The 22,885-nt window shown below is 58.1% G+C and carries 19 protein-coding genes; 10 read left to right on the top strand and 9 right to left on the bottom strand.

The features are described 5' to 3' along the window. Window positions 1-37 precede the first annotated feature (37 nt). Window positions 38-1,771, bottom strand: a complete 1,734-nt coding sequence (locus B498_RS04610; protein WP_008502666.1) for a potassium/proton antiporter — start codon at window positions 1,769-1,771, stop codon at window positions 38-40. A gap of 97 nt (window positions 1,772-1,868) precedes the next feature. Further along, entirely contained in the window at window positions 1,869-2,783 is a 915-nt protein-coding gene (ldcA, locus tag B498_RS04615; protein ID WP_008502665.1) for a muramoyltetrapeptide carboxypeptidase, read from the bottom strand. Window positions 2,784-2,890: 107 nt separating this feature from the next. Between ldcA and emtA the strand changes: the two genes are divergently transcribed. Further along, the gene (gene emtA, locus B498_RS04620; RefSeq protein ID WP_008502664.1) at window positions 2,891-3,502 is read left to right on the top strand and encodes a membrane-bound lytic murein transglycosylase EmtA; all 612 of its coding nucleotides are present in this window, start codon (window positions 2,891-2,893) and stop codon (window positions 3,500-3,502) included. A gap of 38 nt (window positions 3,503-3,540) precedes the next feature. On the opposite strand, the gene ycgR is transcribed toward emtA, so the two are convergent. Next, a complete protein-coding gene (gene ycgR / locus B498_RS04625) occupies window positions 3,541-4,272 on the bottom strand; it encodes a flagellar brake protein YcgR (protein WP_008502663.1) in 732 nt (243 codons plus the stop codon). A 208-nt stretch (window positions 4,273-4,480) separates the two neighbouring features. Here ycgR and B498_RS04630 point away from each other — a divergent pair, with 208 nt between their 5' ends. Together B498_RS04630 and B498_RS04635 are read left to right on the top strand one after the other, a co-directional pair. Beyond that, the gene (locus B498_RS04630; protein ID WP_008502662.1) at window positions 4,481-4,735 is read left to right on the top strand and encodes a GlsB/YeaQ/YmgE family stress response membrane protein; all 255 of its coding nucleotides are present in this window, start codon (window positions 4,481-4,483) and stop codon (window positions 4,733-4,735) included. 112 nt (window positions 4,736-4,847) lie between these two features. Beyond that, the gene (locus tag B498_RS04635) at window positions 4,848-6,950 is read left to right on the top strand and encodes a TonB-dependent siderophore receptor (protein ID WP_008502661.1); all 2,103 of its coding nucleotides are present in this window, start codon (window positions 4,848-4,850) and stop codon (window positions 6,948-6,950) included. A gap of 64 nt (window positions 6,951-7,014) precedes the next feature. Here the strand turns inward: B498_RS04635 and B498_RS04640 are convergent, their stop codons facing one another. Further along, window positions 7,015-8,700, bottom strand: coding sequence for an alpha,alpha-trehalase (locus B498_RS04640; protein WP_008502660.1), 1,686 nt, complete (start codon window positions 8,698-8,700; stop codon window positions 7,015-7,017). Window positions 8,701-8,802: 102 nt separating this feature from the next. After that, a complete protein-coding gene (locus B498_RS04645; protein ID WP_008502659.1) occupies window positions 8,803-9,759 on the bottom strand; it encodes an AraC family transcriptional regulator in 957 nt (318 codons plus the stop codon). 115 nt (window positions 9,760-9,874) lie between these two features. Here B498_RS04645 and B498_RS04650 point away from each other — a divergent pair, with 115 nt between their 5' ends. Beyond that, window positions 9,875-11,062, top strand: a complete 1,188-nt coding sequence (locus B498_RS04650; RefSeq protein WP_008502658.1) for an MFS transporter — start codon at window positions 9,875-9,877, stop codon at window positions 11,060-11,062. Between the two features lie 41 nt (window positions 11,063-11,103). Here the strand turns inward: B498_RS04650 and gap are convergent, their stop codons facing one another. Beyond that, a complete protein-coding gene (gene gap, locus B498_RS04655; RefSeq protein WP_008502657.1) occupies window positions 11,104-12,114 on the bottom strand; it encodes a type I glyceraldehyde-3-phosphate dehydrogenase in 1,011 nt (336 codons plus the stop codon). A gap of 78 nt (window positions 12,115-12,192) precedes the next feature. Beyond that, entirely contained in the window at window positions 12,193-13,173 is a 981-nt protein-coding gene (locus B498_RS04660) for a GlxA family transcriptional regulator (RefSeq protein ID WP_008502656.1), read from the bottom strand. Between the two features lie 148 nt (window positions 13,174-13,321). Between B498_RS04660 and B498_RS04665 the strand changes: the two genes are divergently transcribed. Next, the gene (locus B498_RS04665) at window positions 13,322-14,293 is read left to right on the top strand and encodes a fatty acid desaturase (protein ID WP_032623041.1); all 972 of its coding nucleotides are present in this window, start codon (window positions 13,322-13,324) and stop codon (window positions 14,291-14,293) included. Then, window positions 14,286-15,044 (top strand): phosphate/phosphite/phosphonate ABC transporter substrate-binding protein, encoded by a 759-nt coding sequence (locus B498_RS04670; RefSeq protein WP_008502654.1) that lies wholly within the window; start codon window positions 14,286-14,288, stop codon window positions 15,042-15,044. Before B498_RS04665 ends, B498_RS04670 begins: the two co-directional genes overlap by 8 nt. Here B498_RS04670 and B498_RS04675 read toward each other — a convergent pair. Then, a complete protein-coding gene (locus B498_RS04675) occupies window positions 15,023-15,919 on the bottom strand; it encodes a LysR family transcriptional regulator (RefSeq protein ID WP_008502653.1) in 897 nt (298 codons plus the stop codon). The genes B498_RS04670 and B498_RS04675 overlap by 22 nt on opposite strands. A 21-nt stretch (window positions 15,920-15,940) precedes the next feature. Next, the gene (locus B498_RS04680; RefSeq protein ID WP_008502652.1) at window positions 15,941-18,229 is read right to left on the bottom strand and encodes an FdhF/YdeP family oxidoreductase; all 2,289 of its coding nucleotides are present in this window, start codon (window positions 18,227-18,229) and stop codon (window positions 15,941-15,943) included. A gap of 1,003 nt (window positions 18,230-19,232) precedes the next feature. Between B498_RS04680 and B498_RS04685 the strand changes: the two genes are divergently transcribed. From B498_RS04685 to B498_RS04700, 4 genes are read left to right on the top strand one after another with little or no spacing between them, the layout of a single operon-like run. Beyond that, the gene (locus tag B498_RS04685) at window positions 19,233-19,727 is read left to right on the top strand and encodes a hypothetical protein (protein ID WP_008502651.1); all 495 of its coding nucleotides are present in this window, start codon (window positions 19,233-19,235) and stop codon (window positions 19,725-19,727) included. 23 nt (window positions 19,728-19,750) lie between these two features. Then, window positions 19,751-20,254, top strand: coding sequence for a type VI secretion system lipoprotein TssJ (gene tssJ / locus B498_RS04690; RefSeq protein ID WP_008502650.1), 504 nt, complete (start codon window positions 19,751-19,753; stop codon window positions 20,252-20,254). A 28-nt stretch (window positions 20,255-20,282) separates the two neighbouring features. Further along, complete coding sequence (gene tssK / locus B498_RS04695; RefSeq protein WP_008502649.1) at window positions 20,283-21,626, top strand: type VI secretion system baseplate subunit TssK; 1,344 nt, start codon at window positions 20,283-20,285, stop codon at window positions 21,624-21,626. 17 nt (window positions 21,627-21,643) lie between these two features. Beyond that, the gene (locus B498_RS04700) at window positions 21,644-22,882 is read left to right on the top strand and encodes a DotU family type VI secretion system protein (protein WP_008502648.1); all 1,239 of its coding nucleotides are present in this window, start codon (window positions 21,644-21,646) and stop codon (window positions 22,880-22,882) included. The last annotated feature ends 3 nt before the right edge of the window (window positions 22,883-22,885 follow it).

The following is a 22,885-nucleotide window of genomic DNA, read 5'->3' as shown; positions in this document are numbered from 1 at the left end:
CCGGGTAAGGCGAAGCCGCCGCCCGGCAAAAAAACCGCTACTCCGCTTCCTCTTCCATCGGCCTCAAACCGACTTTCCTTACCGCGTTATCTTCTTTCTCTGCTACCGTCCAGATCATCCCGGCAAACTCTACCTGATCGCCCACGACCGGGGCAGCGCCAAGCCGCTGCTGGATGATTTCGCCCAGCGTTTGCTGGCTATCTTCGTCTTCAGCACCTTCATCCAGGCCGTAAATCAGTGCCACATCGGCAAACCTGGCGCTGGCTTCCAGAATGAAATCGCCGAAGAAACGCTGGTCCAGCGCCACCGGCGGCGACTGGCTGAACAGCTTGCCCAGCGCGGGCAGGTCACGCTCGCGGCCAATCACGCAGAGAATATCCCCTTCGCGCAGGCGGGTGCTGCCGGTAGGGTGCAACAGGACATTGTCGCGGAACAGGGCGGCAATGCGCGTTTCGGCCGGCATGTGCAAATCGCGCAGCGAAGCGCCCACGCACCATTTGTCGGCGCTCAGCTGATAGACGAACTGCTCCCACGGGTTTTCCGGATGAATGTCGAGCCCCACCCGCGACACCGGCCAGCCCACGGGAGGCACCACGACTTTGGCTTTTTTTGCCGCCCACCCGAGGGACGTTCCCTGGAACAGCAGCGAAATCAGCACCACGAAGAAGGCCACGTTAAAGAACAGCCGGGCGTTATCCAGACCGGCCATCATCGGAAAGACGGCAAGAATAATCGGAACCGCGCCGCGCAGACCCACCCAGCTGATAAAGACGCGCTCGCGCAGGTTGAAGCCGCGAAACGGCAGCAGGCCAGCAAATACCGACAGCGGACGTGCGAAGAAGATCATCCACGCAGACAACAGCAGCGCCGGAACGGCGATGGGCAGCAGGTCCGATGGGGTAACCAGAAGACCGAGCACCAGGAACATGCCGATCTGCGCCAGCCATGCCAGGCCGTCGAAGTTCTGCAAAATGGCATGGCGGTTGCGAATAGGGCGGTTACCCATCAGGAACCCGCAGAGGTAGACGGCGAGAATGCCGCTGCCGTCCAGCGCCGTGGTAACGGCAAAAATGAGAATGCCGCCGCTCAAGGCCAGCAGCGGGTAAAGCCCCGAGGGCAGCGAGATGCGGTTGATCATCTGCTGTAAGAGGTATCCCCCCGCCAGGCCAATAACAATCCCCAGCCCGAACTGCTGCAGGATATGCCACGCAAACATCCAGCTGAGGCCCGTCTCGTGCTGCTGAATCATCTCAATCAGCGTGATGGTGAGAAACACCGCCATCGGGTCGTTGCTGCCGGATTCAATCTCAAGCGTGGAGCCAACGCGTTCGTTAAGCCCTTTACCGCCGAGCAGGGAAAACACCGCAGCCGCATCGGTTGAGCCCACGATGGCGCCTATCAGCAACCCTTCCATGATATTCAGATGGAAAAGCCACGCGGCCATCATTCCGGTGAGGCCGGAGGTAATCAACACGCCGACCGTGGCGAGCGACAGCGCGGGCCCTAAGGCCACGCGGAAGGAGCTCGCCTGGGTGCGCATGCCGCCGTCCAGCAGGATCACCGCCAGCGCCAGGTTACTCACCATGTAGGCGAAAGGGTAGTTATCGAATGGGATACCGCCAATGCCATCAATGCCGGCCAGCATGCCGATGGCGAGGAAAATAACAAGAATAGGTATGCCGAGACGCGATGAAAATGAACTTAATAAAATACTGCTGGTTACAAGGACCGAACCCAGAATGAAAAGGCTGATTATCGCTGCGGCATCCAATGTTCTCTTACTCCCACCTCAATGTTAACGCTGTTTCTAAAACCCTAACATATTAACGACGGCAACAGCGTTTTATTAAGGGGGTATAACGGCTTTTTTATGCCTTTATGACAGGATGGCCGCTGATGGTCAGCCGGGAGCCGGAATCATTATGGAGCAGGGCGGCGTGCGCCCCCAGCGCCAGAGTCACGGTGCGCTGCTCATGACCGAAGTCCAGACCGGCGATCACCGGAATATCCAGCCGCGAGCGAATGAACTCAACCATGGTTTCCAGGGAGTAACCCGCGTCATAGTCATTCGGCTCAGAGCCGCTGAAGCTGCCCAGCACAATCGCGGACTGGCGCTCAAGAATACCGGCATGATAGAGCTGCAACAGCATCCGTTCGACGCGGAACGGATGTTCGTTGATATCTTCCAGCACCAGAATGCCGTTTTCAATGTTCGGCATCCACGGGGTGCCGATGAGCGAAACCAGCATCGCCAGGTTGCCGCCCCAGAGCTGACCTTCGCATTCCCAGTGCGGTCCATTCCCCTGCCACTCCACGCTGTAGGTGGGATTACGCAGCGCGCGCCAGAAATGTTCCACGGTGAACGCTTCCAGCTCCGGCGCGCCGAAGTTACCGGCCAGCATCGGGCCGCTGAAGGTGATGACGTTATGCAGCGCCAGCAGCCCAAGCTGGATGACGGTGAAATCGCTGTGGCCGCATATCAGCAGCGGATCCTGCTGCTGACGCTCCGCCAGGCCCTGCCAGTCAATGCTCTCCAGCAGCCGGCTCGCGCCATATCCGCCGCGCACCGCCAGCACTATCCGGTTTTCACCCTTCAGGTTCACCAGGCTGTTGATATCATTCAGCCGCTGCGCTTCGGTACCGGCAAAACGCTGCTGGCGGCGGGGGATAATCGTCTGATTTTCTACCTGGTGGCCCGATTCCAGCAAACGCTGAACGCCCCGCTGCGCCGCGTCCTGGTTAATGCAGTAGCCCGACGGCGCGATGAGATGAATCTGAGACATGGCAATTCCTTGCTGAATGAGAAACTAATTGTCTATATCATGCCGCGTATACGCCGCCTGCTTCAAGGGGCGGCGCACCGCGATGACCGGCTATAAGGATAGATGACGTGAAATTGAGATGGTTTGCTTTTTTGATTGTGTTGCTCGCTGGCTGTAGTTCAAAACATGATTATCAAAACCCGCCCTGGAACCCGGAAGTGCCGGTGAAGCGGGCGATGCAGTGGATGCCGATCAGTGAACAAGCCGGGAAAGCCTGGGGCGTCAGTCCGCGTCTCATCACGGCGATCATTGCGGTGGAGTCCGGCGGTAACCCCACGCTTGTCAGCAAGTCGAACGCGGTGGGGCTGATGCAGCTTAAAGCGTCAACGGCGGGGAGAGAGGTATACCGCTACATGGGCTGGAGCGGCCAGCCGTCGACCAGCGAACTGAAGAACCCGGAACGCAACATTTCAATGGGCACGGCCTATCTGAGCATCATGGAGCATGGCGTGCTGAAGGGGATTCAGGATCCGGAGGTCATGCAGTACGCGCTGGTGGTGTCTTACGTTAACGGCGCCGGCGCGTTGCTGAGAACCTTCTCCTCTGACCGCAAAGAGGCGATAGAAGAGATTAACGGCATGGACAAAGACGAATTCTTTGAGCATGTGGTGAAAAATCACCCGGCACCACAGGCGCCTCGTTATATCTGGAAAGTGCAGAAAGCGATGGATGCCATGTAATGCCGCAGACGGGCGGCGGTCACGCTGCCCGATGTTTTTTACAGAACTTTATTTGCGCGTTCGCGCGCCTCCCGCTCCAGGGAGTAGATAATGCGCTGCAGTTCGCGCTCAGCGCCAGGTCCGACGTTGAGGAAACGGAAGCTCAGACGCGGCGTGGTGATCGTTTCATTTTTGCTGTCCACGACGGTGCGTTCGCTGATGGCAATCAGCTGTGCATCGAAATAAAAGCGCCCCCAGCCCCCCATATCCAGCTCGATTTGCGTGAACCGCATGCCCTCTACCAGTCCGTCAGGCTTCGGCGTATCCATCAGCGCGCCCATACCGCCCAGCGACAGATCGAAGAGACGGAAGCGAATCTCTTTTTTGTCCGGCATTTTGGCCTTGCAGAAGTAGGCAGGGTGAAGCGGGGCGCTGATGCGGAAATATTCACGGCGCTGGACAAACCAAAGATTAGTGGGAAGCGGGGTCACAAAGGCCGGCAGCCCCTGGTATTCGCTCAGTTCCAGTCGCGACAGGACAAACTCCACTTTGGCGCCCTGCGTTTCGGCCATCACCGCGATATTCTCCGCCTTCAGCGCCGCGCGGTTTTCATACTCCTGACTGCCTAAATCAATCACCAGCCGCTCCTGCGAAGCGTCAAGGATCTTACTGATGAACTGATTATTCGACCAGCTGATGCGCAGCGGCACTTCACCTTTTTGCAGGTCGCGTAATACCCCTAATACAGCCAGCGGATTTTGCTTGAGGAACTGCTCACTGTAATGACTCACGCCGGATGGCTCCTTGATAGATGACAGACTGTCTTAGCGTTATCGGCAATCTGCAATGAAACTTAATACAAACCGGTGAGTTTTTTTTGCCTGTTCAGGCAAAGATAAGTCGGTGACAAGAAAATGATTTTCCGGCGATGACCTATACTTAAGTTAGCTGTGCAGATGGTTTTCTGCACATGCGTTAAACCTGCAAGAGGGCATCGCTATGGGTATCATCGCCTGGATTATCTTTGGTCTTATTGCTGGCGCTATCGCGAAATTGATCATGCCGGGAAACGATGGCGGCGGCTTTATTTTGACCTGTGTACTCGGGGTCGTTGGTGCGGTTGTGGGCGGCTGGCTGGCGACGATGTTTGGCTTCGGAGGCAACATAAGTGGTTTTGACCTGCACAGTTTTCTGGTCGCTGTCGTGGGCGCCATTGTGGTGCTGGGCATATTCAGGTTACTGCGACGAGCATAAGATAACGTAAACGGCTCTCTGCGGAGGGCCGTTTTTTTACCTGAGTATTGATTTGTTAATGTAAATGATAATAATTGTCGTTCCGTATTGCATCTGACAACAAGACGACATTATGACTCCCTCTCGTTTTACGCTTTGCGCCCTGGCAGGCGCCATCACGCTCGCACTGCACGCTCCGGCATTCGCCGAAGAATCCACTATCGTCGTCACGGGCGCAGAGCAGGGCAGCGCGCTGCCGGCCTGGACGAACAGCGCCACGAAATCGGCCGTAGCTGAAAATAAAACGCCGCAGGTCATCACGACCCTCTCTGCGCCGGAAATTGACAAGCGCCATGCGAATTCCGTGAATGAAATCCTTCGCTATGCGCCGGGCGTTTCAACCGAAGTGCGGGGAAATACCTCCTACATGAGCGAATATAAAATTCGTGGCTTTACCGTCGACCAGGAGTTCTACAACGGGCTGCAGTTACCCTATAACGTCACCGGCAATACCAAAGCGCGCATCGATCCGCTGTTGATTGACAGCGTTGATATCCTGAAAGGCCCCTCATCGGTTCTCTACGGCGGCGGCTCGCCGGGCGGGCTGGTGAATATCCAGAGTAAAAAGCCGCAGCGGGAAGCGCGAACCGAATTTGGTTTTAACACCGGCAACCGCAACCTGAAAGAGGGCTATCTCGACTCAACCGGGCAGATTGCCAACAGCGACTGGAACTACCGCCTGCTGGGTAAAGCGACGGAAAATGACGATCAGCCGCACACCACCCGGTATGAAAACTACCTGGTTGCCCCGTCCGTCACCTGGCAACCCGACAGCAAAACCCGCCTCACCCTGGATGCGCTGGCGCAGAACTCCCCGAGCCTGACGCCGTCTAACCCGCTTCCGATCGCCTACCTGCGCTCGACATACGCGGGCAAGCGCGATTACGCCGGTGATGAGTGGAGCGGGTTTAAGCAGCGTCAGTGGATGCTGGGCTACAGCTTTGAGCATGAGTTTGACAGCGGCTGGGGCTTTAACCAGAAGGCGCGCTATTTCGACGTCGACACGCATCAGCGCAGCGTCTATGCAACGGGCACGGGAAGCGAGGTTTATCAGCTCAACCGTTTTGCCTACACCACCGATGAAGATCTGCAGAGCTTCAACATCGATAACCAGGTCACCAAAACCGTGGCGCTGGGTGACTGGCAACACCATCTGCTGGCCGGGTTTGACTATCAGAAGCTGAACGCCCATTTCCACTACCGTTACGCGTCGACCACGCCGGGCATGGATATGCGCAATCCTGACTATTCGCAAATCAGCGAAAGCGCATTAGGGCTGTATACCGCTCAGAAAAACCGTCTGAGCTATCAGCAGAACGGATATTACCTGCAGGATCAGGTGGAGTTTGGCGGGTTAAATCTGCTGGCCAGCCTGCGTTACGATGATTATCGCTCCGTCACTACTAATTATCTGCAAAACGGTGATAAGGCCTGGGTATCGCAGGATCGCGTCACCAAACGTCTGGGCGCGCTTTACGCCTTTGATAACGGGATTTCGCCGTTTATCAGCTATTCCGAAGGTTTTGCGCCGGTGTCGCCGCAGGGCACGCTCGTGGCGAAAGACGTCAAACCGACCACCAGCAAGCAGGTGGAGGGCGGCGTGAAATATCTGCTGGCCGACTACGCCACTACCTTTACCGCCTCGGTGTTCAACATCCGTCAGAAAAATGTTGTCACCTCCGATCCGGGCTTCCTGAACTATCGTCAGACCGGGGAGGTGGAGTCCAAAGGGGCGGAACTGTCAGCCATCAGTCGCCCGACGGACAACCTGACGCTGATTGCCAACTACGCCTACACCCACGCGATCAACACGGAAGATGACAAGTACAAAGGTAAACGTCCAACGCAGGTGCCGGAGAATGCCTTCAACCTTTGGGGGGATTACACCTTTGAAAACACACCGCTGAAAGGGCTGATGCTGGGGGCGGGGGCGCGCTATACCGGCCCGATGGAAATCTCACCCGCTAACGATGCGGGTAAGCTGGGCGGTACCACCCAGTACGATTTGTCGGCATCCTATCGAATGGGTGAAATTCTGCCTTCGCTGGCCGGGCTAACGCTTAAAGCCAGCGCGCAGAACATCACCAACAAAGAGACGCTGACCTGCTACGACGCGACCAACTGCTGGATTGGGCGTGACAGAACGTATCAGCTTGGGGCAAGTTACAGTTTCTGAACAAGGCCCTGTGAGGGCAAAAAGTAGGCCGGGTAAGGCGTAGCCGCCACCCGGCAATACTCCCTTACTGCGCCGAGGCTTTCACCGGCGCCACCTCATCATTCGCCGCAGGCCGATTCTCCGGCACGCTGTCGCACGGTTTCTCTTTCGGGCAGACCCGGTCCAGCATCTTCAGCGTCACGCCGTTGCTCCAGCCGAAGCCGTCCTGCAGCGGATACTCACCGCCGCCGCCGCCCGTACCGGTGGTCGACACGTCATACTTCTCGACCAGTTTCTTTTCCCGGTCATAGGTATGCTGAACGTTTTTCAGGAAGCGCCAGGTCACATCCATCGAGACCTTCTCTTGCCCGTAATTCTGCAACCCTTCCGCGGCCACCCATTGCAGCGGAGCCCAGCCGTTTGGCGCATCCCACTGCTGGCCGCTGTTGACGGTGGTGGTCGCTATCCCGCCCGGCTTCAACAGACGAGAGGCGGTTGCCGCGGCGACTTTTTCGGCACGATCCTGCGCCGCCGCCTTGACGTAAAGCGGGAACAGGGCCGCCGCCGTGAGCTGATTGCGTACCTTCTTGCTCTTCAGGTCGTAATCGGCGTACCAGCCCTCTTTATCATTCCACAGGTGGCTCTCAATGGCTTTCTGGCGCGCGGTGGCCAGCGTCTCATACTTGCTTACGCTGGCGGCATCGCCGCTCTCCTGGCTTGCCCGGGCCAGCAGTTTTTCCATCTTGAACATCAGGGCGTTCAGGTCCACGGGCACAATGCTGGTGGTCCGGATGGTGCCGAGTTTTTGCGGATCGTCCATCCAGCGGGAGCTAAAATCCCAGCCCGAAGCCGCGGCGGACCGTAAATCACGGTAGATCTCGGTTGCCGGTCGGTTAGGGTTACTTTTCGCGGTATTCACATCGTCAAGCCAGGACTCCGGGCGCGGCGTATCGCGGTCGTCCCAGTAGCGGTTGAGGACAGCGCCGTCATCCAGTTTCACCACGCGTTTGTTGGCCTGGCCCGGCTGCAGGGCGTCGACGCCGTCCATCCAGTAGGCATACTCTTTCTCCATCTGCGGACGATATTTCTTCAGCGCGTCGCTGTCATGGGTCGCCAGCAGTTCAACCATCAGTGAGAAAAACGGCGGCTGGGAGCGGCTCAGGTAATAGCTGCGGTTGCCGTTGGGAATGTGGCCGAAGGTGTCGATCTCATACGCAAAGTTATCCACCATGTCGCTGATTTTGTCCCAATGATCGCTCTCTGCCAGTCCCAGCATGGTGAAATAGCTGTCCCAGTAGTAGACCTCGCGGAAACGACCGCCGGGCACAACGTAGGGCTTCGGTAACGGCAGAAGGGAATCCCATTTGTTGCTGGCTTTATCGGTAGTGCGCGTCAGTACGGGCCAGAGATCGTCAATGTGCTCACGTAAACTTTGTCCAGCAGGCGGAACATATTTTTCCCCTTCCGCAGGGAGCGTAAAGTTCATCTCGACAAAGTGGCGTAAGTCAAAGCTGGACTGCGTATGCTGCATCCGGTAGTCCGCCAGAATCATCAGCGGGTCGCTTTTGGGGACGGCATCCGCAAAGGTTTTCTGATCGGGAAACAGTTTGGCGCTCTGCACATCGTTAAACAGAGGGCCAAGTAAAATATCGGGTGAGGTTGTCTGGGTTGCGGGGTTATCGTCGGCATAGCCCAGTGTCGTTACGCCGAGCAGCGCGCCGCCTAACGCAAGGGGCAAAAACGCGGGGCGTAGTGTACGAGGTCTTATCATCAGTTCGTCTCCTGTCTTCTCTAAACAGCGTGACCGCTGTTGTCAATCACCTGAAAACCTTAGACGAATATTGCCCGCTTCGCGTTAAATATTGCCGCGCTTTCAGACCTCTTCCGCGGTCTGGCTGGCTTCCCGCAGCGTACCCGGCGCATGGCCAATGATGCGCTTAAACGCCCGGCTGAAGGCCGCCAGCGATCCGTACCCCAGCCGCAGCGCGACGGTTTCAATGGGCTGGTTTTCATGACGAATATACTGAATGGCCAGCCGCATTCTCAGCTCGCTGAGATATTTTGCCGGGGTGGTTCCCGTCGCCGCGAGAAAGCGTTCCGCGAATACGGAGCGGGACGTGCCTGCTTCTTTTGCCAGATCCGCCACGCTCCAGTTCAGGCCTGGCTGCTGGTGCATGGCGTAAATGGCCCGGCTCAGGCGCGGGTCGCGCAGCACCTGCACCCAGCCGGTGGCTTTACCACAGCCGCCTTCAACCCAGCCCCGCACAATTAACGCCGCCACCACGTCGGCCAGCCGCGCAAGGATCCCGGCATACCCGGCCTGACGCGCCGCGGATTCCCGCTCCATCGCCGCCAGCAGCGGATGAATTTCCGGCCAGGTGGACATCAGCCGGCTAACCATCATCACTTCCGGCATCGCCTTGATCAGCGGCTGCATCCCGCCCAGCTCAAAATCCATGCACCCGCTAAAAATGAGGGTGTTCTCGCTCTCCGGGCAGGGCTCGCAGGTAATGGCGCAGACCGAGCTGCAGATAGGCTCGCTCGGGAAGGCGTTGACCGGGGTAAGGGTGGCCTGCTCGTCAGAGAGCAAAGCGTGGGAATTCCCGCCGGGAATAAAGAGGGCGTCGCCACCGCTCAGTTCGAACGTTGCGCCACTCTCCATGCGCAGCAGGGCGCTACCGTGGCTCACAAAATGGAACTGTGCCCGGCCGGGAGCCTGATGAAACGCGACGCCAAAGGGCGCGCTGGCTTCAATCCGCCGGTATTTCACGCCTGACAGGCGCATGCCCCGTAAAAGTTCGCTGATCAAATCGGGTGACTGTACGGTCATGGCGCAACTCCGGACGAATAATCAATAAGTGGAGATTATATGTCATAGATCGTCCAGGGTGAACCTTCTATTCTTTTGCGACAGTAGTCACATTTTTATAACGGGAGATCAACAGATGAGTTCATGTGTCGCGGCGAGCGAGGCGGTAGCGCCCGCAAAACCCGCCTGGCGGGCCGTCTATTCACTGGGGCTGGGGGTATTTGGTTTGATTACGGCAGAATTTCTGCCCGCCAGCTTGTTAACACCCATGGCCGCGAGCCTGGGCGTGACCGAGGGGATGGCCGGACAGGCTGTCACCGCCACCGCGCTGGTGGCGCTGGTCACCGGGTTGTTGATCACCCCGGCGACTAGGCGTATCGACCGCCGCTGGGTACTGATGTTTTTCTCGGTGCTGCAAATTATCTCCAGCCTGCTGGTGGCCTTTGCGCCCAACCTGCACGTCCTGCTCATGGGGCGTCTGCTGCTGGGGATAGCCATCGGGGGATTCTGGGCCATGTCGACGGCGACAACGATGCGTCTGGTTCCGGCGGATAACGTGCCGAAAGCGCTGGCGCTAATCTTCTCCAGCGTATCAATTGCCACGGTGGTCGCGGCCCCGCTGGGCAGCTATCTGGGCAGCCTGATCGGCTGGCGCAACGTCTTTGTACTCTGCATTCTGCCGAGCATGCTGGCGTTGCTGTGGCAGCTCTGGGTGCTGCCGTCCATGAAGCCGGAGAGCAGCGGTAGCCTGAGTACGCTGTTCCGCGTGCTGCGTCGTCCAGGGATGATCGGCGGCATGCTGGCGACCATTCTGATCTTCAGCGGCCATTTCGCCTTCTTTACCTACCTGCGTCCGTTCCTGGAGACGGTGGGGCAGGCGAGCGTGGAGACCATTTCACTGATCCTGCTGGGCTTTGGCATCGCCAACTTTATGGGCACCTCCGTGGCCGGACATCTGCTGGCGCGTAATCTGCGCCTGACGCTGGCGCTGGTGCCGTTTGCGATGGGCGTTCTCGCGCTCATGATGGTCGCCTTTGGTCATCTGGCGATGCTGGACGGGCTGCTGGTCGCGCTGTGGGGCTTTGCATTTGGTCTGGTTCCGGTGGGCTGGTCAACCTGGCTTGCGACCACCGTTCCGGATGAAGCCGAAAGTGCAGGGGGGCTGCTGGTGGCCTCAATCCAGCTGGCGATAAGCGCCGGTGCGGCAGGAGGTGGGGCGGTATTCGATCTTAACGGTGCCAGCGGCGTGTTCGCGGGCAGCGGTTTGCTGCTGGTGACGGCGATGGTGATTGTGTTTATGGGTGTGAAAGTGAAAGCGGAGTAATTTTTTAGCCGGGTGAGCGTTCGTGCCACCCGGCCTCAGGTTTACAGCCCTTTCTTATCCATCAATACCGCCAGATCCACCAGGCGGTTAGAGAAGCCCCATTCGTTGTCATACCACGCCAGGATCTTCACCATATTCCCGCCAATCACCAGCGTGGAAAGCCCGTCGATAATCGAGGAGCGCGGGTCACCCTGGTAATCGCTGGAGACCAGCGGTTCATCGCTATAGCCCAGAATGCCTTTCAGAGGCCCGCTGGCGGCCGCGTTGCGGAACGCGTCATTCACCTCTTCGGCGGTCACGTTGCGGCTCAGCGTCACGGTTAAATCGACAATCGATACCACCGGCACCGGCACGCGCAGGGAGTACCCGGTCAGCTTGCCGTCCAGGGAGGGGATCACTTTCCCCAGCGCTTTCGCCGCGCCGCTGGAGTAGGGCACAATCGACAGCGCCGCCGCGCGGGCGCCGCGCAGATCTTTCTCTGGCTGATCGTGCAGCGCCTGGCTGTTGGTGTAGGCGTGCGTCGTGTTCATCAGGCCATGCTCAATTCCGAACTGCTGATGCAGCACCTGAGCGGCCGGTGCCAGACCGTTCGTGGTGCAGCTCCCGTTGCTCACCACCGCGTGCTGGGCGGGATCGTACTGGTCATGGTTGACGCCCATCACAATCGTCAGGTCGTCGTTCTTCCCGGGGGCGGAAATGATGACGCGCTTAGCGCCGCCGTGGGTGATATGCACCGCCGCTTTCTCCCGCTCGGTGAAGAAGCCGGTGGCCTCAATCACCACGTCTACCCCGGCATCACGCCATGGGATATTCGCCGGGTCGCGTTCGCTAAATACCACGATCCGCTGGCCGTCTACCTGCAGCGCACCGTCACCCGCTTCAACGGGGGCGGGCAGTTTGCCCAGAAGGGAATCATGCTTCAGCAGATGGGCGAAGGTTTTACTGTCCGTCAGATCGTTAATCGCCACAATCTGCAGATCCGGGTTGCCCAGCGCCGCGCGCAGGACATTACGTCCGATACGGCCGAAACCGTTAATACCGACCTTAACCATGGTGCACTCCTTATCTCTGTTATCTGGAGTCACTGTAGGCGTCGGGCCGGCTGGCGTAAATGACAAAAAAGGATCAGATTACGCCATCTTGCGGCAGTGAAAGCGCTGGCGGTATTCGCCGGGCGTGAGGTGAAGCTGTTTCTCAAAGATGCGGCGTAAATTAATGCTGGTGCCAAATCCGCTTTGCTCCGCAACGCGCTCAAGGGGATCGCGGGTTTGCTCAAGCAGCTGGCGGGCGGCGGCCAGACGCGCTTCGGTCACGTAGCGGGCAGGCGAGACCCCGGCCTCGCGGGTAAACACGCGGGTGAAGTTACGCGGGCTCATCGCCGCTTTCTCGGCCAGGTTCTCCACGCACAGATCGGCGGTGAGGTTCTGCAGGATCCAGCTTTGCACTTCGCCTATCGGCCCTGCGGTGCCCGGCTGATGCAGGCTGTAGCGGCTGAACTGCAGCTGTCCGCCGGGACGTCGCAGGTACATCACCATATCCTGCGCCACGTCGCGGGCGAGGGTAAATCCGTAGTCGTCCTCCACCAGCGCCAGGGTCAGATCAAACCCGGAACTCACGCCGCCGGAGGTCCAGATGGGGCCGTCCTGAATGTACAGCGGGCCGCCTTCGACCTGGATTGACGGGTACTGGGCTTGCAGGGTCTCCAGCAGCCGCCAGTGGGTGGTGGCGCGCCGACCGTCCAGCAAGCCGGTCTGGGCCAGCAGCATCGCGCCGCCGCAGATAGAGGCGATCCGCCGGGCGTGCGGCGCAGCGAGGTGCAGCCAGTCCACAACGGCTATGCTCTCCTGCTCGTTCATACCGCGTCCGGTGATGATAATGGTGTCCAGCGGTTCGCGCGGATCCAGCTCCGGCAGACGATAGTCCGCCAGCAGGTTCAGACCGGACTGGCCGTGGATCACCTGGTGAGGCTGCGTGGTGGCGATGATAATCCGGTAGCGGGGATGCGCCAGCCCTTCCGGATGCAGCCGGTTGGCCTGCATCAGAATGTCGGCGATACCGGCGGCTTCAAACAGCATGCCGCCGTCGGGAACGATAATCAGGATCTTTTTCATGTCCTGAAAAGTACCTTTAACACAGAATAAGTCAAGCGTGCCCGCACTTCACGTTTCTGGCAAAGCAAAGCGATTTAAGTTGTTTGTGATTTCAGGCGTAATCCCCGATCGTCAGGGCACTGTCTCTGGCGAAACGGCGTCTGAAGGAGTGGGTAAACGAAGCTCCCTCTATTTACATCCGCAACAACGCAATCAAATTCACCGCCTCGCGTCGGGTTTCTTATGGCGAAGCGAACTACCCACCTGGCTGTTAATGTTCACGATTTATGCGGGCTGGTTTGCCACGCTGGCGTTCTGGCAAACGCTCGGCCTGCTGCCCGCCACGCTGCTGCTGATCGGGTTTACCGCCTGGTACATGTCCCTGCAGCATGAGCTGATCCACGGGCATCCCACCCGTTTTGCCTGGCTTAACCAGCTGTTCGGCACGCTCCCGCTGGCGGTCTGGTATCCGTATGGCGTCTACCGGGATTCCCATCTGGCCCACCATCGGTACGATAGCCTGACCCATCCGGTGGATGACCCGGAGTCGTACTATTTTACCGAGGCGAGCTGGGCGCGCTTTTCCCCCTGGCAGAAGCGCCTGATCCGGGCCCGAAATACCTTTGCCGGTCGGCTTCTGCTGGCGCCGCTGCTGGATATCGTCCAGACGCTGGGCAGCGCCGGGGCGGCGTTTCGTCATTTTCACCTGCGGGCGATGACGATGTGGCTGGTTCACATCACGCTGCTGGTGGCGCTTTTCGCCTGGATGACGCACGTCGGTTTTTCCCCCGTCTGGTTTGTGCTGGCGGTCAGCTATCCGGCGCTGGCGCTGACCAAGGTGCGATCGTTTCTCGAACATCGCGCAGCGGACGATCCGCTGGCGCGCTCCGTCATTAACGAGGCCGGGCTGTTCTGGCGGATACTTTTTTTAAATCTCAACTACCATTCAGTACACCATGATTTACCGGGCGTGCCGTGGTACGGGCTGAAGGCGATCTACCAGCAAAACCGGGAGGCGTACCGGGAGCGAAACCGCGGTTTTCTCGTCCAGGGCTACGGTGAATGGCTGCGCCAGTTCTGGGCCAGGCCCGTCGACGTCACCGTTCACCCCGGAAAACAACAGGAGGAGGGATATGAGTAACCTGCTGGCGTTTCCCATGTATGCGGTGGATCGCGCCGACACCCGCGCGCTCTGGCTGGCGGTAAAGGGGCTGCTGGCCGCGCGCGGTGTGCCCGTCGAAGATGTCCCCGACGGGCCGGAGTCCGATCTGCTCACCCACTGGCAACAGCCCGGGCTTATCCTCAGCCAGGCCTGCGGTTATCCGCTCGTCACGCAGCTTCCGGACGTGCAGGTCGTCGGCTGTTTTCACTACGCGGCCCCGGGCTGCGAAGGGTTCCACTACCGCAGCTTTCTGGTGGTGCGCGAGGAGGATCGCCACCTCACGCTGGCGGATTTTCGAGGACGTCGGTCGGTCTGTAATTCTGCGGACTCGCAGTCCGGCTACAATGCGCTGCGAAAAAAAGTGGCGCCTCTGGTGGCTCAGGAGCCGTTTTTCGCGCAAACGTCCTTCAGCGGCAGCCATCGCCAGTCGCTGATTGATGTCAAACGCGGGGCAGGGGATATCGCGGCCATCGACTGTGTCACCTGGGCACTGCTGCAGCGTCACGAACCGGAAAGCCTGACGGGTCTGGCGGTCATTGACCATACCCCTCTGACGCCAGGGCTGCCGCTCATTACCTCGCCCCGCACCTCGCCTGAGACCCTGAACGCCCTTCGCGATGCGCTCCACGCGCTGGTGAGTTCGCCGGAGCACCGGGCCGTTTGCGACGCGGTGCTGATCCGCGGTTTTAGCGTAGTGACGCGTCAGGCCTACGCCTCATTGCTGGCGTGATAGATCTCCTGCGCGTCGGTAAAACAGCGCAGCGCCAGCGAGGAGACGGGTTTCTGTCGGCGCATAATCAGGCCGACAGGGGCCTCGATATCCGCATCGGCGATGGGGACAATCCTGAAATGGCCGTTCAACTCTTCCAGCCCGTTGTTCAGCGGCATCACGGCACAGCATACGCCGCTCTGAACCGCCTGGATGATCTGGAACGTGGAGTCGCTCTCGAAAACGGACCTCGGTTCAATGCCAGCAGACTTAAAGCTGGCCTCCATATGCGCCCGGTAATGCATCCCTTTGGTCAGGAACCCCAGCGGAAAATCCGTCAGATCGCGCCAGGTCAATGTATCCTGGCCGAGCTGGAAATGGCGGACGTCGTGCAGCAGGCCCATCTTCGTTTTGGGAAGCTGGATAATATCGAACAGGCTGGCGTCGATGCTGTTGAGATAGCAAATCCCCAGCTCAAGCTGATTGCGGCTGACGCCGTCGGCAATCTGCGCGGAGGACATGGAATAGAGGCTGTAGGTCAGCTCCGGGTATTTTTCCGTCAGCAGACGGATAAAGATCATCGGATCCACACTCGCCAGCGGCACCATCCCCAGACGAAGTTCGCCCACCACCTGACCTTTGCACAGCGCGGCTTCCGCCTGTAGCCCGTCATGTGCAGCCAGCAGCGCGCGGGCCCACGCGAGGATGCGTTCACCCTCCGGCGTAAACCCTTCAAAGCGCTGCCCGCGCACAATCAGTACCAGCCCGAGCTCCTCTTCCAGGCTTCGGATGCGCATGGAAAGGGTCGGCTGGGTGATGTTGCACTGCGAGGCCGCCTTGCCAAAATGGCGGGTCTCGTCGAGCGCGATTAAATATTTTAACTGTTTAATATCCATCTTTTTCTCTGCGCGATCGGCTTACAGCATGCGGATCTCTTTTGAGCGCAGGGTGATGCGAACCGGAACGGATTTATACGACGGCGTACCGCTGTCCTTATCCAGATAATCAAGCGGGACCAGCACGTTGGCCTCCGGATAATAGGCCCCGACGGTCCCCGGCGCGATGTTGTACGCCACCACGGTAATGTCTTCCAGACGCTGTCCGTTGCCGGGCAGGGCGGTTTCGATATCCACGCGGTCGCCGTGTTCCAGCCCTGACTGCGCCATATCCTCTTCGTTCATAAACAGCACGTCGCGGCGGCCAAACACGCCGCGGTAGCGGTCGTCCAGCGCGTAAATGGTGGTGTTGTACTGGTCGTGGCTGCGCAGCGTGATCAGGCGCAGGACGTGCTCACCTTCACCGCTGGCGTTCTCGTGTACGCCGTCGAAGACCGAGAACATCGCTTTTCCCGTCGCCGTTGGCCAGAGACGTTGCGTTGGCGGCAGCGGCATACGGAAGCCGCCGGGAACGCGGATCCGCGCGTTATAGTTCTCAAACCCCGGAATGGTCTGCTCGATCAGATCGCGGATGCGGTCGTAATCCTCAACCAGCGTCATCCAGTCCACGCGGGTATCCGGCAGGGTGGCTTTCGCCATGCCCGCGACGATAGCGGGTTCTGACCGAAGCAACGGGGAGGCGGGTTTGAGCTTGCCGGATGAGGCATGGACCATCGACATCGAGTCTTCAACGGTAATGGACTGGCGGCCGGTGGCCTGAACATCCAGCTCGGTACGGCCAAGACACGGGAAAATAAAGGTCTCATTGCCCACCAGCAGATGGGTACGGTTGAGCTTGGTGCCGACGTGGACGCTCAAATCCAGGGAGCCCATGGCCGGGAACCCGCGTTCATGGTCGGGCATTGCCACCGCAAAATTACCGCCGAGGCAGATGAGCGCCTTCGCGCGGCCGCCGATCATCGCCTGGGTGGCCTGCACCGCGTCATGGCCGTGGTGAGACGGCGGCTCAAAGCCGAAAACCTCCTTCAGACGGTTCAGGAAGGCTGGCGTGGGTTTCTCGCTAATCCCGACGGTACGGTTCCCTTGCACGTTTGAGTGGCCGCGCAGCGGGCATATTCCCGCGCCGGGCTTGCCGATATTCCCGCGCATCAGCAGCAGGTCCGCAATCAGGCGGACGTTGGCCGTCCCTTTGTTGTGCTGGGTAATGCCCATCCCGTAAGTAATGATGGTGGCATTCGATTTCGCATAGGCCTCGGCCACCTTTTTGAGCGCCGCCTGGCTGAGACCCGACTCGCGTTCGATCTCGTCCCAGCGGGTTTGCGCGATATCGGTGGCAAAGTCCTCAAAGCCCTGAGTATGTTCGGCAATAAACGCGCGATCGAGCACGTCACCGCGTGCGGCCTCCATTTCAAGCAGGTGTTTGGCAATCCCTTTCAGCGCGGCGGCATCGCCTCCGGCCTTCACCTGGAAATAGGTCGAGGCGATATCCGTGGAGCTGTAGGTCGCCATTTCAATCACGCTTTGCGGGTCCGCAAAACGTTCCAGGGCGCGCTCGCGCAGCGGGTTAAAGACGATAATCGGCACGTTGCGGCGGGCCAGCTCGTGGAGGGTCCCCATCATGCGCGGATGGTTAGTGCCGGGGTTATGGCCGATGGAGATCACCAGTTCAGTCTTATCAAAGTCATCCAGCGAGACGGTCCCTTTCCCGATGCCAATCGAACGGGGCAAACCGACGCTGGTGGCCTCGTGACACATATTTGAGCAGTCGGGGAAGTTATTGGTGCCGTATTCGCGGGCGAACAGCTGGAACAGATACGCCGCTTCGTTAGAGGCGCGCCCGGAGGTATAGAACTCGACCTCGTTCGGCTCGAGCCCGCGCAGTACTTCGCCGATGCGTTGAAACGCCTCGTCCCAGTCGACGGGGCGGAAGGTGTCGCTCGCACGGTCATAGCGCAGGGGATGCGTCAGCCGACCGTAGCCTTCCAGCTCAAAGTCCGATTTTGCCAGCAGCGAGGAGACAGTGTTTGCAGCCAGAAACGCGGGGGTGACGCGTTTGCTGGTCGCTTCCCAGGTCACCGCTTTGGCGCCGTTCTCACAGAACTGGAACGTCGATTTGTGTTCTTTATCAGGCCACGCGCAGCCCGGGCAGTCAAAGCCGTCAGGCTGGTTGGTGCGCAGCAGCGTCGCCGGGGCGTCAAACGTATCCATTTGGGTGCGTACCGCAATCGCCGTCGCTTTCAGTGCGCCCCAGCCGCCGGCAGGGCCGTCATAGTGTCTGATGCCTGGCACCGAGCGTCTTTTCTTGTTCATACCCACTCCTGATTTGTTCGATCACACAACGCCTGAGCCAATAAATCACTTACGAGAGCAATAGGTGAAAGCAATGACGACCGGATGGCAACGCACATACGGAACGGGAAAATGCCTTAACGCAAACTCTTTTTATTACAGTAATTTATCTGGTCTGGTGTTTAAATATTTAAAGAAATTATAACGAATATTTATCATTTTAATAATAAATCTTATCTATCGTCCGGTAGGCGAGATAGATGGCAGTGAGCAGGAAAGTATGTAGCGCCAGTAAAACATCGACTGAAGTTGTTGCGCTGGAGATATCGCCACGATTCGCGGCTCGCGGGCTGCTGGAGGCATTTTTCATTTGAGGAAATGACAGGAAGGTTTACTCACGCTTAATGAATAATAGATATAAGGTATACCTGGCAGTGGAATTATTACGGCCTAAAATATACGCTTTTTTTGCGGCATGAAATTAACATTTTTCTGCATAGGTGAAATATTCTCACCCAGGCGATGAAGCGTCTTCAATATTAAAGATACCCTGTTAGTGCAACAAATAATTCATCAGGGATATATTCCTTTGACATCAAAAAAACGCGAATTCTACTAATTATGGTAGTGGCGATAATAGCGTGATTGCGTTAATGAAAGTGGTTCTCTTTTGTGTTTTTTAATATATAAAACATGATGTTATGTAGTTTTTTGGTGGAGAAATAAGAAAGGGTGGGCCATAACGTTTTTTATCATAGGATTAATCCTATAATTTTCCGACTGCTTCATTTACCAACAGTTACGCGGCGGTAAATATTGAATTGATACGAAGCTCATGTAAACTTGTTTACCGTTTGTCAAAATATGTCAGGAAGACACTGGGCCTTATTCTGAAAGGCTCGTGCGGTAGCTATGCCCTTAAAGTAGTAACGCCCCGAAAATATCCTGGCTATTTTAACAATAGCACTTAAGTCAAACTTCATCCCCTTATCTCCATCATCGAAATATCGCTACGGAAAAGCATATGAAAATGCGCGTACTGTTTTCACTTCTGTTTGTAATGGCGGTGGCGGGCTGTAAAGCACCGCAGAAACCTGTGATCAACGACGATACGATCGAGACCAGCCAGGTCAACGGCGTCACCTTAACCCACCGTCACGCCGTGACGGCGCCGACGGAGTTCAACCCGGTTAACGAGCCGTATCGTGCCATGTATCCGGCCTCCCTGATGAGCCGTCCTGACTTTGGCGGTAAAGTTATCCGCACACTCGAGACCGGAAAAACGTACGTGGTGCTGGGGCAGGTTGAACACTACTGGATGGCGCTTGCCGATGAAGGCAACGAGCAGCTGATTGGTTACGTTCCGATGCGCGCTGTTATCAAGGCCGACCAGTACGATGCCGCCGTGCGTAAACAGGCTATTCGTCCAAAGGCGCGTAAAAAAGCGACCTGTGTTGATGTCGACGGTAACAGCAAAGCCTGCAAAGACAGCGCTAACGGTACCTGGATCCTGAACTAAACGGCTTTCATGAGCGCATTTTTATGAATAATAAAAATTTTCATAGGCTGTGGTTATTCTTTTACGCGATGATTTTCGCGCTGATCGGTGGTTGTTCGTCGTCTTCACACAGCGACCCCTCCCGCTACAATCTGCAGTTTCAGGCTCATCCACAAATCAATGAATCTGCGCCGCTTAAGGTTCGGGTGCTGTTGCTGAAATCCGATGCGGATTTCATATCCAGCGACTTCTACTCCCTGCAGAACAACGCGTCAGCCACGCTTGGCGCGAATCTGCTGAACAGCGATGTGTTCTTCCTGATGCCGGGACAGCTGTCAAAAACTCTCAGCGGGCAAAGCTCGCCGGAGGCTCGCTACATCGGCGTGATGGCGGAGTACCAGGTGCTGGATGGCAAAAAATGGCGCGTTTCACTCCCTCTGCCCGTGCCTGGCGAAAATCATATCTACCAGTTCTGGAAATGGTCCGCCGATGAACTTCAGGCCAACGTTTTTCTCGACGTGAACGGCATTCGGGTCATCAGCCAGTAACGCGCTTCTAAACAGGAAACACATCATCATGACGAAAGCAGAAAAGGTCGTCTGGACCGAAGGCATGTTCCTGCGTCCACACCATTTTCAGCGGACTGAAAGCTATCTGCTCAACCATGTTCGTGAATGGGGCGCGCTGCAGCGATCGTATCTCTGGGGCTTTCTCGACGTTGAACTGGATGAAGCGATGCTTCGTCAGGGATGCATTGCCCTGAGCTACTGCAGTGGGCTGCTGCCGGACGGCACCTTTTTCCAGGTGCGCAACGGGCGTAACGGTCCAGTACCGCTGAAAATTCCTGACAATCTCACCAACGAAAAGGTGGTGCTCGCACTGCCGGTTCGTCGTGGCGAGAGAGAAGAGGTGATTTTCAGCGAAGAGCCATCCTCGCTGGCGCGCTTTATCGCGTTCGAGCAGGAGGTGGAGGACGATAACGCCATGTCGGTGGGGGATGCTACCGTCCAGTTTGGCCGCCTGCGTCTGACCCTGATGCTCGAAAAAGACCTCACGGCGGAGTGGACCGCCATCGGCGTGGCGTTTGTGACCGAGAAGCGTAACGACAACCACGTGCGGCTCGACAACAGCTACATCCCGCCGATGCTCAATGCCAATAACAGCCCGCAGATCTACAGCATGATCAACGATCTGCACGGCTTACTGGTGCAGCGCAGCCAGCAGATTGGCGGCCGTTTGCGCCAGCCCGGCCGCTTTAACACCTCTGAACTGATCGAGTTTACGCTGCTGTCGCTGGTTAACCGTCATCTGGGCGAGGTGTCTCATTTAAAAACCCTCCCGCTGCTGCACCCGGAAACCCTCTGGCGCAGCTGGCTGCCGTTTGCCACCGAGCTCGCCACCTGGACGTCGCAGCGTACCGCCGAAAGCGTGCTGCCGATTTACGATCATGACGATCTGGCGAACTGCTTCAGCAAGCTGATGCTGATGCTGCGTCAGGGGCTGTCGCTGGTGATGGAAGACCACGCTATCCAGCTGCCGCTAAACGAGCGCTCTCACGGCCTCAACATCGCCACGGTGCCTGAAACCAGCATGGTGCGTGAGTTCGGCTTCGTGCTGGCGGTCAAAGCCAACGTGCCGGGCGAACACCTGCAAACCCATTTCCCGGCGCAGATGAAGGTCGCACCGGTGTCGAAAATCCGCGATCTGGTTCAGCTTCAGCTGCCGGGCATTATGCTGCGCGCCATGCCGGTTGCACCGCCGCAGATCCCGTGGCATGCCGGCTACAGCTACTTTGAGCTCGAAAAGGGCAGCGAGCTGTGGCACGAGATGGATAAGTCCGGCGCATTCGCCCTGCACCTTGCGGGGGAGTTCCCGGGGCTGGATATGGAGTTTTGGGCCATCCGTAGCCCGACAGAATAATAAAGCGAGCGCTTAATATGCAGGAACGACAGGATACCGGCAGCGATGCCGCGTTCACCGGGGCCAGTAGCAACAATCAGCTGGTGGCGGCCGCCAATCCGCTGCTCAATGCGATTCCGCAGATCCGTCATTCGGTATCGCACGACGATCAGGTGGCGCTACGCCAGCGCCTGATCGATGAAATTCGCCGTTTTGAAGTCCGTTGCCAGCAGGCGGGGCTGCCCTACGAAGTGATCGTCGGGGCACGCTACTGCCTGTGTACGGCGCTCGATGAGGCTGCCGCGCTCACCCCCTGGGGCAGCAGCGGGGTCTGGTCAAGCAATGGCCTGCTGGTGACGTTCCATAACGAAACCTGGGGCGGCGAGAAGTTCTTTCAGCTGCTGGCGCGCCTGTCGCAAAACCCGCGCGAGCACATTCTGCTGCTGGAGATGATCAACTACTGCCTGCTGCTCGGTTTCGAAGGACGCTATCGGGTGCTGGACAATGGCCGCACCCAGCTTGAGACCATCAAGCAGCGGCTGTGGCAGATGATCCGCGGCGTGCGCGGCAGCTATCCGGCGCCGCTTTCTCCCCATCCGGAAGATCGCCCGGTGCTGCGCAAGCTCTGGCGGCCGATGGTTCCTCTCTGGGCCTGCGTGGCGCTGGCCGGGTTTATCGCCTGTCTGTTTTATATCGTGCTCAACTGGCGTCTTGGCGACAGCACCAACCCGGTGCTGGCGAAGATTTACCAGTCCCAGCTGCCGGAAACCACTATTCAGCAACCGGCGCGTCAGCTTCCGGCAGTGCTGAACCTGCGCGGCTTCCTGAAACCGGAGATCGAGGCTGGCCTCGTCGCGGTGAAAGACGAAGCGGATCGCAGCGTGGTTATCCTGAAAGGCGACGGGCTGTTTGCCTCTGCCTCGACCGTCGTGCGCGACCGCTATGAACCGGTCATCCACCGCATCGCGCAGGCAATGAATAACGTGAGCGGCAAAATTCTGGTGGTGGGCTACAGCGACAACGTGCCGATCCGCAGCGCGCGCTTTGCCTCTAACTATGAACTCTCTCTGGAACGCGCCCGCTCGGTACAGAAAATGCTGCAGGGAAGCCTCTCTCAGCCTGGCCGCGTGAAAGCGGAAGGGCGGGGCGAGATTAACCCGGTGGCGCCGAACACGACGCCTGAAAACCGCGCCCGTAACCGCCGTGTGGAAATTACTCTGCTGGTGTCGCCTGAAAATACCCAGGCCGAGCTGAACGGATTGCCGCAAGGAAACTAAGGA

It is taken from the genome of Enterobacter sp. SST3 (assembly GCF_000286655.1).
In the GTDB taxonomy this organism is placed as follows: Bacteria; Pseudomonadota; Gammaproteobacteria; order Enterobacterales; family Enterobacteriaceae; genus Enterobacter; species Enterobacter roggenkampii.
This window is presented reverse-complemented; position numbering and strand designations above follow the sequence as displayed.